Source organism: Mesorhizobium sp. LCM 4577 (genome assembly GCF_001854795.2).
GTDB classification, from domain to species: Bacteria; Pseudomonadota; Alphaproteobacteria; order Rhizobiales; family Rhizobiaceae; genus Mesorhizobium; species Mesorhizobium plurifarium.
Genome location: NZ_MDDU01000003.1, coordinates 61,468 through 74,720 on the forward strand (window position 1 = coordinate 61,468; position 13,253 = coordinate 74,720).

The 13,253-nt window shown below is 64.1% G+C and carries 9 protein-coding genes and 1 pseudogene; 8 read left to right on the forward strand and 2 right to left on the reverse strand.

Going from position 1 to position 13,253, the window contains the following annotated elements; all coding sequences use genetic code 11:
• Positions 1–7 precede the first annotated feature (7 nt).
• The 6 genes from prfA to LCM4577_RS08325 all read left to right on the forward strand — a co-directional run bounded on the left by prfA (position 8) and on the right by LCM4577_RS08325 (position 8,304).
• The gene (gene prfA, locus LCM4577_RS08300) at positions 8–1,087 is read left to right on the forward strand and encodes a peptide chain release factor 1 (RefSeq protein ID WP_040989211.1); all 1,080 of its coding nucleotides are present in this window, start codon (positions 8–10) and stop codon (positions 1,085–1,087) included.
• Positions 1,080–1,958 carry a peptide chain release factor N(5)-glutamine methyltransferase gene (gene prmC, locus LCM4577_RS08305; RefSeq protein WP_071070706.1) on the forward strand — a complete coding sequence of 293 codons (879 nt, stop codon included), beginning with the start codon at positions 1,080–1,082 and terminating at the stop codon, positions 1,956–1,958. Before prfA ends, prmC begins: the two co-directional genes overlap by 8 nt.
• Before the next feature lie 304 nt (positions 1,959–2,262).
• Positions 2,263–3,315 (forward strand): DUF4167 domain-containing protein, encoded by a 1,053-nt coding sequence (locus LCM4577_RS08310; protein ID WP_083354664.1) that lies wholly within the window; start codon positions 2,263–2,265, stop codon positions 3,313–3,315.
• Positions 3,316–3,537: 222 nt separating this feature from the next.
• Positions 3,538–6,144, forward strand: a complete 2,607-nt coding sequence (gene clpB / locus LCM4577_RS08315; RefSeq protein ID WP_071070709.1) for an ATP-dependent chaperone ClpB — start codon at positions 3,538–3,540, stop codon at positions 6,142–6,144.
• 118 nt (positions 6,145–6,262) lie between these two features.
• Complete coding sequence (locus LCM4577_RS08320) at positions 6,263–6,631, forward strand: MmcQ/YjbR family DNA-binding protein (protein ID WP_071033527.1); 369 nt, start codon at positions 6,263–6,265, stop codon at positions 6,629–6,631.
• 128 nt (positions 6,632–6,759) lie between these two features.
• Complete coding sequence (locus tag LCM4577_RS08325) at positions 6,760–8,304, forward strand: L,D-transpeptidase family protein (protein WP_040989207.1); 1,545 nt, start codon at positions 6,760–6,762, stop codon at positions 8,302–8,304.
• Here the strand turns inward: LCM4577_RS08325 and LCM4577_RS08330 are convergent.
• Entirely contained in the window at positions 8,278–8,910 is a 633-nt protein-coding gene (locus LCM4577_RS08330) for a TMEM175 family protein (RefSeq protein WP_071070710.1), read from the reverse strand. The genes LCM4577_RS08325 and LCM4577_RS08330 overlap by 27 nt on opposite strands.
• 225 nt (positions 8,911–9,135) lie before the next feature.
• Between LCM4577_RS08330 and LCM4577_RS08335 the strand changes: the two genes are divergently transcribed.
• Complete coding sequence (locus LCM4577_RS08335; protein WP_041011353.1) at positions 9,136–10,689, forward strand: MFS transporter; 1,554 nt, start codon at positions 9,136–9,138, stop codon at positions 10,687–10,689.
• A gap of 121 nt (positions 10,690–10,810) precedes the next feature.
• Here the strand turns inward: LCM4577_RS08335 and LCM4577_RS08340 are convergent, their stop codons facing one another.
• Complete coding sequence (locus LCM4577_RS08340) at positions 10,811–12,793, reverse strand: M23 family metallopeptidase (RefSeq protein ID WP_040989354.1); 1,983 nt, start codon at positions 12,791–12,793, stop codon at positions 10,811–10,813.
• Between the two features lie 249 nt (positions 12,794–13,042).
• Between LCM4577_RS08340 and LCM4577_RS08345 the strand changes: the two are divergent.
• Positions 13,043–13,253, forward strand: a pseudogene (locus LCM4577_RS08345) (hypothetical protein); the annotation flags it as partial.

Below are 13,253 nucleotides of genomic sequence, written 5' to 3' on the forward strand. Positions count from 1 at the left end.
TCCCATCATGATCAACCTGCCCCGCGACCGTATGGATCAAGTCGTCAAGCGTTTCGACATGCTCGAAGCGCAGATGGCGGCCGGCCCCGCCGCCGATCAATATGTCAAGATGGCCTCGGAATATGCCGACATCCAGGAGATGGTGGGCAAGATCCGGGCGTTGCGCGCCGCCGAGCAGGAACAGGCGGACCTCGAGGCGATGCTGGCCGACAAGGCGACCGACGCCGACATGCGGGCGTTGGCCGAGGCGGACCTGCCGGAGGTCGAGAGCCGCATCGAGGCACTGCAGAAGGACATCCAGATCCTGCTTCTGCCCAAGGACGCGGCCGACGAGAGGAACGCCATCCTCGAAATCCGCGCCGGCACCGGCGGCGACGAGGCGGCGCTGTTCGCCGGCGATCTGTTCCGCATGTATGAGCGCTACGCCGCTTCGCGCGGCTGGCGTTTCGAGGTGGTGTCGGCCAGCGAAGGCGAGGTCGGCGGCTACAAGGAAATCATCGCCTCGGTGTCGGGCAAGGGCGTGTTCGCGCATCTGAAGTTCGAATCCGGCGTGCACCGCGTCCAGCGCGTGCCGGAGACCGAAGCCGGTGGGCGCATCCACACCTCGGCGGCGACGGTAGCCGTGCTGCCCGAAGCCGAGGAGGTCGATATCGACATCCGGGCGGAGGATATCCGCATCGACACGATGCGCGCCTCGGGCTCGGGCGGCCAACACGTCAACACCACCGACTCGGCGGTGCGCATCACCCATCTGCCGACCGGCATCATGGTGGTGCAGGCGGAAAAGTCGCAGCACCAGAACCGGGCGCGCGCCATGCAGATCCTGCGCGCGCGGCTCTATGACCTGGAGCGCAGCCGGGCCGACGAAGAACGCTCGTCGTCGCGCAAATCACAGGTCGGCTCGGGCGACCGTTCAGAGCGCATCCGCACCTATAATTTTCCGCAGGGGCGCGTCACCGACCACCGCATCAACCTCACGCTCTACAAGCTCGACCGGGTGATGATGGGTGAGCTCGACGAGGTGATCGACGCGCTGATCGCCGACCATCAGTCGAAGCTGTTAGCCGATATGAGCCTCGATGGCTGATCATCTGCCCGCCGCGCTCGGGCCGCTGCTCAGGGCGGCGCGCGAGCGTCTGGCCGCCGCCGGTATCGACGATCCGGCGCTCGATTCCCGGCTGATCGTGGAACATTTCTCCGGCACGACCCGCACCCAGGCGATCGCCGAACCGGGGCACGAGGTGGATTCGAAGGCGCTTTCGGCCGTTGAAGCGGCCCTGAGGCGTCGCGTCGCAGGCGAGCCGGTGCACCGCATCCTCGGCTACCGCGAATTCTACGGTTTGCGCCTGTCGCTGTCGCCGCACACGCTGGAACCCCGGCCGGACACCGAGACGCTGGTCGACGCCGTCCTGCCCTTCGCCCGGGCAACGGCCGAAAGGCTGGGCGAATGCCGTATTCTCGATCTTGGCACGGGCACCGGCGCCATCGCGCTGGCCCTGCTCGGCGCGGTCCCGGCAGCGACAGCGACGGGCGTCGACATTTCGGCCGACGCATTGGCGACCGCAACCGCAAATGCCCGGGATCTAGGGCTCGGCGAGCGCTTCAAAGCCCTGCATTCCAACTGGTTCGAAAAAGTTTCGGGCCGCTACCATGTAATTGCCTCGAACCCTCCCTATATACCCAGTCGAGAGATCGGAAATCTGCAGGATGAGGTCCGCGATTTCGACCCGCACCGGGCCCTGGACGGCGGTGCGGATGGGTTGGACTCCTATAGGGTCATCGCCGCCGAGGCGGCAGGATTTCTGGAAACGCAAGGCAAGGTAGCGGTCGAGATCGGCCACACGCAGAAGAACGAGGTCAGCGGAATATTCGCCGCAGCCGGTTATGTGTTAATCGGGACACATCGCGACCTCGGCAAGAATGACAGAGTTCTGGTGTTCGAGCGGCGAAAGCCCTGATGCAGTGCGAAAAAACCGCTTGGCAATACAGGGGAATGCAGTTAGGGTCCGGCTCAACCGGATGAGACGAAGCAGGCAGTGCTCCCAGCGATTCGGTTTTCCTTGGAAATAGCTGCCTTCTTGCGCAAACGACGCCCAAGCTTCGTGCGGGAATCATCCGGCAAGTGATGTAACCGGAACAGGATGGCACGTGGCGCCAACGCAATTGATGCGGGCGAACGCCGGTGGAGAAACGAAACGGCTGGCTGCATGAGCGCCTCCGTTCGTGAAGAGTTTTTCGAAAATTCACTATGAAGAGAGTCTAATGAGGCCACAACAGCAGAACAGGCGCATGCGCGGTCGCAACAACAATGGCGGCGGTGGCAACAACAACAACCGCAAGGGGCCGAATCCCCTGACCCGCACTTATGAGAGCAACGGCCCGGACGTGAAGATCCGCGGATCGGCTCAACAGATCGCCGAAAAATACGCCGCACTCGCCCGTGACGCGCAAAGCTCCGGCGACAGGGTGATGGCGGAGAACTATCTCCAGCACGCCGAACATTACAATCGCATCATTGCCGCCGCACAGGCGCAGATGCCGATCCAGAACGTCCCGCAGAACCGCGACGACTTCGAGGACGATCTCGATGAGGACCGCGACGAGTTCGACAATGCGGGAAATAACAGCGGCAACGGCGCCGAGGCGCCGGCGAACGGCTCCGGGCCGCAGCCGGTGATCGAAGGCACGCCGGCGGAACTCGCCTATAACCAGGAAAATGGCCGCGACAACAACAATCGCCGCGACAGCGGTCAGCGTGACGGGGGGCAGCGCGACAACAATGGCCGCGACCGGCATCGCGACCGCCGCAATGGCGGCTACGGCCAGCATGGCCAGAACGGTCCGCGCGGTGACAGCGGCCAGCGCGAGCATGGCGGCCAGCAGTCCGATCAGAACCGCCGCAATGAGGCCGCGCAGGCGCAGCCCGAGGCTGCCGGCGAGGCCGGTCCTCAGGCCGAGCAGGCGCCGCAGTTCGACAGTTTCTCGCCGGCCGCGCTCGCCGCCCAGGCCGAGCTCAACGAAGCCGCCATTGATAATGGCGGCGGTCGCCGGCCACGGCGTCCGCGCCGTCAGCGCGGCAATTATGCCGATCAGGGCAGCAGTGGCGAGCAAGGCGATCAGCCGCAGGGCGCAAGCCCGGAACGGTCGATCTCCGAAAATTCAGGCGAAGCGCCTAATGCGGTGAACAATGGCGATGAGGCCAGCGCCAAGCTCGCAGAAGAGGCGAGGCCGGCGGTCGAGCCTGTCGCCAGCGAGCCGACGCCTGTTGCCAGCGAAGCCCCTGGCGAGCCTGTTACCGCCGACGCGAACAGCTGATCCGGACGCCATTTCAGGCATTGCGAACGGCGGAGAGCAATCTCCGCCGTTTTCGTTCGTGCGCAGCTGGAATATTCTGCTTTGATCGACATCAAGGCGTCTTGAGGGACCGCGCCCCATACACCATATCTCGGCTGAACAGGGCTCGGCTCGAATGAGCGGGTCCGTCACCGCAATCTGATCCGGTGCCGCAAAGCGGGCCGGTGACGGAAGGAGACAGACATGAATCTTGAAAAATACTCGGAGCGCGTGCGCGGCTTCGTCCAGTCCGCGCAGACCATGGCGCTCTCGCGCAATCACCAGCAATTCACTCCCGAACATATGCTGAAGGTGCTCGTCGACGATGATGAGGGCCTTGCCGCGTCCCTGATCGAGCGCGCCGGCGGCAGCGTCCGCGACGTCAAGCTCGGCGTCGAGACCGCGCTCGAAGCCATGCCCAAGGTCGAAGGCGGCAATGGCCAGCTCTATCTGGCCCAGCCTCTCGCCAAGGTGTTTTTCACCGCCGAGGACCTGGCCAAGAAGGCCGGCGACAGCTTCGTCACCGTCGAGCGGCTGCTGCAGGCGCTTGTCATGGAGAAGTCGGCCAAGACCGCCGACATCCTGTCCAAGGCAGGCGTCACCGCGCAAGCGCTCAACCAGGCCATCAACGATATCCGCAAGGGCCGCACCGCCGACTCGGCCAGCGCCGAGCAGGGCTATGACGCGCTCAAGAAATACGCGCGCGATCTCACCGCCGACGCCCGTGCCGGCAAGCTCGATCCGGTCATCGGTCGCGACGACGAGATCCGCCGCACCATCCAGGTGCTGTCGCGGCGCACCAAGAACAACCCCGTGCTGATCGGCGAGCCGGGCGTCGGCAAGACGGCGATCGCCGAAGGCCTGGCGCTGCGCATCGTCAATGGCGACGTGCCGGAATCGCTGAAGGACAAGCAGTTGATGGCGCTCGACATGGGCGCGCTGATTGCCGGCGCCAAATATCGCGGCGAGTTCGAGGAGCGGCTGAAGGCCGTGCTCAACGAGGTCACCTCGGCCAACGGCAACATCATCCTGTTCATCGACGAGATGCACACGCTGGTCGGCGCCGGCAAGGCCGACGGTGCGATGGATGCGTCCAACCTGCTGAAGCCCGCGCTTGCGCGCGGCGAGCTGCACTGCGTCGGCGCGACCACGCTCGACGAGTACCGCAAGCATGTCGAGAAGGACCCCGCCCTTGCCCGCCGTTTCCAGCCCGTCTTCGTCGACGAGCCGACGGTGGAGGACACGGTCTCGATCCTGCGCGGCCTGAAGGAGAAGTACGAGCAGCACCACAAAGTGCGCATTTCGGATTCCGCGCTGGTGTCGGCGGCCACACTTTCCAACCGCTACATCGCCGACCGTTTCCTGCCGGACAAGGCGATCGATCTGGTCGATGAGGCGGCCTCCAGGCTGCGTATGCAGGTCGATTCCAAGCCCGAGGCGCTGGACGAGATCGACCGCCGCATCATGCAGCTCAAGATCGAGCGAGAGGCGCTGAAGGTCGAGAAGGACGAGGCTTCGAAGGACCGGCTTGCCCGGCTGGAGAAGGAGCTTGCCGATCTCGAGGAGGAATCGAGCGAGCTGACCACGAAGTGGCAGGCCGAAAAGCAGAAGCTTGGCCTTGCCGCCGACCTGAAGAAGCAGCTCGACGAGTCGCGCAACGAACTGGCGATCGCGCAGCGCAAGGGCGAGTTCCAGCGCGCCGGCGAGCTTGCCTATGGCAAGATCCCGGAGCTGGAGAAGAAGCTCAAGGAAGCCGAAGCGCAGGACGGCAAGACCGGCATGGTGGAAGAGGTGGTGACGCCCGACCATGTCGCGCATGTCGTGTCGCGCTGGACCGGCATTCCGGTCGACAAGATGCTGGAAGGGCAGCGCGAGAAGCTCTTGCGCATGGAAGACGAGATCGGCAAGCGGGTCGTTGGCCAGGGCGAAGCCGTGCAGGCGGTGTCCAAGGCCGTGCGGCGCGCTCGTGCCGGGCTGCAGGATCCGAACCGGCCGATCGGCTCGTTCATGTTCCTCGGACCGACCGGCGTCGGCAAGACCGAGCTCACCAAGGCGCTGGCCAGCTTCCTGTTCGACGACGAGACGGCGCTGGTGCGCATCGACATGTCGGAGTTCATGGAGAAGCATTCGGTCGCCCGGCTGATCGGCGCGCCTCCCGGCTATGTCGGTTATGAGGAAGGCGGCGCGCTGACCGAAGCGGTGCGGCGCCGGCCCTATCAGGTCGTGCTGTTCGACGAGATCGAGAAGGCGCATCCCGACGTGTTCAACGTGCTCCTGCAGGTGCTCGACGACGGAAGGCTGACCGATGGTCAGGGCCGCACGGTGGACTTCCGCAACACGCTGATCATCATGACGTCGAATCTCGGCGCCGAATATCTGGTCAATCTCGGCGACGACCAGGATGTCGATGCCGTGCGTGACGAGGTGATGGCCGTGGTGAAGGCCTCGTTCCGGCCGGAGTTCCTCAACCGCGTCGATGAGGTGATCCTGTTCCACCGGCTGCGCCGTCAGGACATGGACCGCATCGTCGAGATCCAGCTCAAGCGGCTGGAGAACCTGCTTGTCGACCGCAAGATCACGCTGTCGCTGGATCATGACGCGATCGAGTGGCTGGCCTCGAAGGGCTACGATCCGGCCTACGGCGCCAGGCCGCTGAAGCGGGTGATGCAGAAGGAGCTGCAGGACCCGCTGGCGGAGAAGATCCTGCTCGGCGAGATCCTCGACGGTTCGACGGTCAAGGTCACCGCGGGCTCCGACCGGTTGAACTTCCGCTCGAAGCCGACCGTGGTGGCGACGGAAGCCGCCGCCTGATCCGGGTCGAGCTTGAACGAACGCGAAGCGCGTCGCACCGGACCGGTGCGGCGCGCTTTGTTATTCCCGGCGACTGCGCATAGTCGGCTGCCGATTCGAATGGCTGGGGAAGGACTCGATGACGCTCGACGATTACAACGGCTTCTGCGCATCGCTGCCCGCCACGACGCATGTCGTTCAGTGGGGCGGCGCCCATGTCTGGAAGGTTGGCGGCAAGGTGTTCGCCATCGGCGGCTGGAACGAGGGCGGCGAGCTCTTCGTTACCTTCAAGTGTTCCGAGATGGCCTATGACGTGCTGAAGGAGCAGCCGGGCTGCCGGCCGGCTCCCTATCTTGCCTCGCGCGGCATGAAATGGATTCAGCGTCAGACGAGCCAAAGCGTGGATGACGCGGCGCTGATGGACTATCTGCGCGAGAGCCATCGCCTGGTCGTGCTCAAGCTGACCAGACAGGCACGCAAGGAATTGGGACTTGCGCAAGCTGGCTGATATTCCTCAAGCTCGCGGAAAACCGCCATCTTCATGCCCGGTTCATATTGGAACCTTAATTTGGGCAACTGGTTTGCTGGCGAAGATTCGCCCGCCAGGAGCCTAGTCGACCGGAGAGCTAGACCCCCATGCTGCGCTTGATCTTTTCCCTTTCGGCACTCGCGGCCGGGCTGGTGACTTCCAGTGCGTTCGCCACGCCGAGCGTGGATGGCGCGCCGCAGGCGACACGGCCCGCCCAGCGCGGTGCGCTGGTGCTGGCGCAGGAAGGCAATATCGATATCTACTACGACGCCAGGGGCAACCGCGTGCTGGTCGATGCCGACACCGGCAAGGTGATCGCCATCCAGCCGCCGGGGAGCAGGCTCGACCGCCGAGCTCTGCGCCGGCAGATGCGCATGCAGGAACTCGGCCGCGCGCCGACCGAGGGTGACGATCGCTATTATCTCGACAATCCCGAGGACATGGCGCGCTTCCGCCGCCGGCAACTGGAGGAGAACGGCCGCGTTATCCCGCCGCCGGTCGATGAATACGATCCCAACAGCGACAATTCCGTCGATGCCTATCCGCCGGCGCCCTCCAATGATGAGGGCTATGCCACCACCTATCCCGAGGAGCCGAAGTCGAACACCATCAAGCGCCAGCCGCTGAACGAGGCTTCGATCGACCCGGAGCAGCCGGGTCAGGGCGAAGTGCTGCAGACCAATCCGGACGCCGAGCCGTCGCTGCCGCCGAACACGGGCGGCAAGGCCTCGGTCGATCCGTCGCTGTCGCTCGGGGTGCGCCAGGACGTTGCCGCGCTGCAGGTGCTGCTCGACCGCGGCGGCGCTTCGCCGGGCGTGATCGACGGGCGCTTCGGCTCCAACGTCGACAAGGCGCTGGCCGCCTACAACGAGATAAACGGCACCAATCTGAAATCCACCGATGCCGTCGGCATCCAGGCGGCGCTTGCCCAGTCGGGCGGTGACCCCTTTGCCAACTATACGATCACGCCGGAAGATGTGGCCGGCCCTTACGTCGCTTCGATCCCTGAGGACTACAGTCAGAAGGCCAAGCTCGACTGCATGTGCTACACCTCGGTCACCGAGGCGCTGGCCGAACGCTTCCACATGGACGAGACCTATCTGAAGTCGATCAACAAGGGCGTCGACTTCAATCGCCCCGGCACGATGATCAAGGTCGCCAATTTCGGCAAGCTGGTCTCGACGCCGGTAACGCGTATCGTCGCCGACAAGACGAAGAAGGAAGTCTACGCCTATGATGGCAGCGGCAAGCTGGTCGCGGCCTATCCGGCGACCATCGGCTCGGCCGACACGCCGTCGCCGACCGGCATCCATGCCGTCTCGCGCATCGCGCTCGATCCGAACTACACCTACAACCCGAACATCAATTTCAAGCAGGGCCAGAACGACAAGATCCTGACCGTCCCGCCGGGACCGAACGGTCCGGTCGGCTCGGTGTGGATCGCGCTCGATAAGCCGACCTACGGCATCCACGGCACGCCTGACCCTTCCAAGATCGGCAAGACCGAGAGCCATGGCTGCGTGCGCCTGACCAACTGGGATGCACGCGAGCTTGCCAAGCTGGTGTCCCCGGGCGTCACGGTGGAGTTCGTCGGCGGACCAACAATCGCGGAGGTCGGCGGGACCTCAACCGATGAGTTTACGCAGCAGTGAAGCGCGCGGCGCCGCGGCATAGATGAGCTGCACCAGCAGGATGAAGCCTATGCTGAGCAGCGGCGTGATCAGGCAAAGCGCCGCGCCGACCGCCCACAGAATTTGCGCCCTGACGATGCGATTGTAGACGGTGTGCCGTGTACCGGCGTCCACATCCTCGGCGACCATGCCGTTCCTGTCGGCATACCACCAGCTCGCGAACAGCGTGGCGCCAAGCATCAAGAGGTTCAGCCAGTAGACCAGCACCGCGATCCTGAATTCCAGGAAATCGCCCAGCAGGTCGGTCGAGAACGGCAGCAGCGCGATGAAGGCAAGAAAGCACAGGTTGAGCGTCGCCAGCCTGCGGTCTGACCTCGCGATCAGGCCATGCTGCGCTTGCTGGCCGAACCAGAAGATGGTGAGCGTCAGAAAACTCAGCGCATAAGTCAGGAACCGTGGCCCGAGCGCCAGGATCGCGGCAAGCAGCTCTCCCTCCGAATGCACCACCTCATGCGACGGCACCCTGATCTCCAGCACGATCAAGGTCAGCGCGATGGCGAAGACGCCGTCGGTAATGCCGACGATGCGTCCGCGTCCTTCCGCCGACGGTTCGAGCGGCCGCTTCATGGCTTCCCCCTCTCACGCATGATGGTGGAACCTAGCACGCGATCGGCGGTTTGCATCAGAATTGGCGTCCGCCTCGCCATGCGGCCAGGGCCGGATGATTTCAGGTTGAGTCGACAACGGAAAACTAAGGTGCATCCTCCTGGAATGCCCGGGGGCATCTGGTTTCAAGAACAGCCATGCTCTGGCTTGTTGTTGCGGCCGCAACGGAGGACTAAGCAGGGATTTATGTCATCCGCGAACGAAACCACTGCCGATTCGCATTCGCCCGTCCGCGCTAACGGTACGTTTTGTCCTCAGACGCAGCGAAAATTCGTGTTGGTCGCGGCGATCCTCGCCTCGGCGCTCGGCTTCATCGACGGCTCGATCCTGGCGATCGCCATGCCGGCGCTGCGCGTGGATCTCGGCGCCAGCCTGGCGCAGGCGCAGTGGATTTCCAACGCCTATGCGTTGACGCTGTCGGCGCTCATCCTGGCGGGAGGCGCCGCTGGCGACCGGTTTGGGCTGCGGCGCGCCTTCGTGGCCGGCATCGCGCTGTTCATCGCGGCTTCACTCGCCTGCGCGGTGGCGCCCGACCCGGCCATTTTGATCGCCTTCCGCGCCATCCAGGGCATCGGCGCGGCGATCATGGTGCCGGGCAGCCTCGCCATCATCGCCAAGGCCTATCCGAAGAAGGAGCGCGGCCGGGCGATCGGCATCTGGGCCGCCGCGTCGGCGCTGACCACGGCGCTCGGTCCCGTGCTGGGCGGCTTCGTCTTGACGACTTTCGGCAATGGGGTCTGGCGCGCGATCTTCGCCATCAACCTGCCGCTTGGACTGATCTCGATCTATCTGCTTCTGGCCAAGGTGCCGGCCGACCAGCCGACTGAAAAGCGCAGCCTCGATCTCGGGGGTGCGGCGCTGGCGACGCTGGCGTTCGGATCGTTGGCCTATGGATTGACGGCCATGAATGCCGAGGGCGGCGGGATGATGGCCGGGCCGGCGATCGTCGCCGGCGTCGTGCTGCTTTTCGTCTTCATCCTTTACGAGCGCTGGCAGCGCGAGCCGATGATCGATCTCGGCCTGTTCCGCATCGGCGCCTTCGCCGGCGCCAATCTGGCGACCTTCTTCCTCTATTTCGCGCTGTCGGCGAATCTCTTCTACCTGCCGATGGTCCTGATCGCGGGCTGGGGATTGAGCTCGGCCGAGGTCGGATTCATCTTCCTGCCGTTGTCGGCATCGATCGCGTTGCTATCGGGACCGGTCGGCCAGTGGTCCGACAAGATCGGCCCGCGTCTGCCGATCGCCGCCGGCAGCCTCATCGTCGCTATCGCCTTTGCCGGGCTCGCCTTGCTCTCTCACGCCGGCATCCATCGTTTCTGGACCGGGGCCTTTCCGCTGATGGCCTTGATGGGGCTTGGCATGGCGCTTGTGGTGTCGCCGCTGTCGACGGCGGTCATGACCTCGGTCGAAGACAAGGACACGGGGGCTGCGTCAGGCATCAACAATGCCGTCTCGCGCGTCGGCGGGTTGATCGCGGTGGCGGCAATGGGCTCGCTGGCGGCTTTCATCTATGCGCGACTGACCGGCAACCCTGCCGGTATTCCCGGTTTCGGCGAGCCGCCCGCGGCCGGGCTGGCGGCCAATCTCGACGCATTGCGGATTACGGCAAGCGATTCGGCTTTTGCCGCGGTCGCCGCTGTCACGACATTGCTTTGCGTGTTGTCGTCGATCGTTGCCTGGCTCACGGTGCCCGGGCAGGCATCACCCTGGCCGCGGCAAGGCGACGATTCGGGCGAATAGTTCAATAATTCGCGCGGCTAAAGCGCGTGGCGATCTTTCAGATTCGCTCCACGCGCTTTAGGTTTTTGATTTTACGCATGTCTTCATCCCGAAACCGGTACCCACTTTCGGGAGACATGCTTCAATTGGGAAGCTGCGAATCAGTCTTGGCGCTGGCGACCTTCAGCGCGTTGCCGTCTTCCTGCTTCAAAAGATCGTCAATGCGCTCGCGCTCGCGCTTGAAAGCGACGAGATCGTCGCCCTTCAGCACCTTGCCCACCGGCAGGCGCACGCGCATCGGGTCGACCTTGGTGCCGTTGACGATCAGCTCATAGTGAAGATGCGGACCGGTGGCGAGACCGGTCTGGCCGAGATAGCCGATCACCTGGCCCTGGCGCACGCGCATCCCGGGCTCGATGCCCTTGGCGAAAGCGCTCTGGTGATTGTAGGAGGTCTCGTAGCCATTGGCGTGGCGGATGATGATCTGCTTGCCGTAGCCGCCGGCCCAGCCGACCTTCTCGACGACGCCGTTGCCCGCAGCGATGATCGGCGTACCGATGGGCGCCGCCCAGTCGACACCGGTATGCATGCGCACATAGCCCAGAATCGGATGCCGCCGCGCGCCGAAGCCGGAGCGGAACTTGCCGGCGGGCAGCGGATTGCGCAGCAGAAATTGCTGGGCGCTCGAACCGTTTTCGTCGAAATAGTCGGTGCTGCCGTCCTGCATCTGGAAGCGGTAGAAATTCTTCGTCTGGCCGCCGAAGGTCGCCGATACATAGAGCAGGTCGGAATTGTCGGAGGTCTGGTCGTCGCCGTCGGGCTGCGAGAACAGGACCTCGAGGCGATCGGCCGGCGAAATCCGCGATTGGAAATCGACGTCGGAGGCGAGAAGCTTGATCAGCTTCTGCGTCATCGCTTTCGACATCCCGTAGGAATAGGCGGCACGGTAGATGCCGTCATAGATATTGGGAAGATTGCCGCGCACCACGACGGGCTGCGAATCATCGAACGCCGTCAAGAGTTCGGGATTGGCCTCCGGCTCCTGCGCCGGCACATACTGGCCGCGATCGTTAAGTGCGATGGTGACGATGTGGGTTGTCTTGTCGTAGACGCTGGTGCGCACGACCTTGGCGATGTCGCCGCGCACTTCAAGACCGACGCGCAGCACCGTTCCGGCCTTCAGCGCCGGGGCGTTCAACAGCTTGCCGATCGCCTCCGCCATGCCGGACGCGTCGTCGCCTGTGTAGCCCGAATCGGCAAAGGCCTCGGCGATATCGGTATCCTTGGTGAAGGGAATGATTTCCTCGGCGAAGGCGGGCGCCTGGTCGTCCGGCGTGGCCCGCGGCGCCACCGAGACATTTTCCTGCGTGATCTTCACATCGTATGAGCCGGCCATCGATTCGGCGAAGGCGTCGCCGAATCGCTGCGGATCGACATAATGCAACGCGGCCACCTGGACGGCGCCGTCGCTCAGGCCGTTGCTGGCGTCGCGCACCACCTTTTCCACCTCGTCGGCGGAAAGATCGCTCTTTTCGTCGAAGGAAGCCGTCTCGATCGGAAAATCGACCGTTTTCAGGCTCATCTCGCTTTCGACCTTGGCACCGTAGATCTGCCCGGCGGCCGCGGTGGCCGTTGCCGGCTGCGCGTTGTTGTCGTCGCCGTCGTCGCCGAACACCTGCATCGGGTCGAATGGCGGGTAGGGGCGATTGGTGGTGTGCCCGGCGGCCAAGGCCATCTTGATCTGCACGAAAGGCATGGTGTGGATAACGTCGCGATCGCCGACCTTGGTGACCATCGACACTTCCATGCGACGCCGGTCCTTTGCCCGGGCGATCTGGCGGGGCGCGACCAGTCTTGTGGTCTTTGCCTGCTCGCCCGAATCGTCGCCGCCGCCGGCAAGGCTGATGAGCTCGGCGATTTCGGGCGGAGTCGCCAGCTGCTGGCGGCCATCGAGGGCGGCAAACAAGGCCACGCCCATCAAGACACTCGATGTAACGCCGGTAAGGAACGTGCCCGACAACCAACGCGCCGAAACTTCGCGGCGGTCAGGCGGACCGCTGCGGCCGTCCGCGATCAGCGGCGGCTCGTTGCCGAGTTCGGCTATGACCTCTTCGGTGTCTGGCATCCAGAAAGGCTGCTTCTTCCCCAGGCGAAACGGCTTGTCGTTGTCGTTGCGGCCATGACAATTGCCTGTCGCGGCGGTTGAAGTCAACGAAGCGGCAAGCCGGGGCCGATGTCCCCAATGATACGCCCCTTGCGCAGGGCGCCCTGTCGTCTGTCGCGGTCGTCCGTTTTGAGGGCGCCTCACATATGCGCGCGCCTTCCTTATATGGGCCGGTTTCACGCCTCAATGCGGCGGCAATAGGGCCTCGTTGTGGATGACCCAAGGGCTGCCGCAAGGGCAGTCGGCTATCGAAAAAACGGTTCGAAAAATTCGTCGCAAAAAATTCAAAAAAGTTCGAAATCGGTGTTGACGCGTCGAGGGAGCTCCGACTATATACGGCCCACGAACGAGGGCGGTGCGCCGCTGGCGGCAGAGAAGTTCGCTTCTATGTTTGCCCTGTTTGGAATTCAAGAGAGCCGCG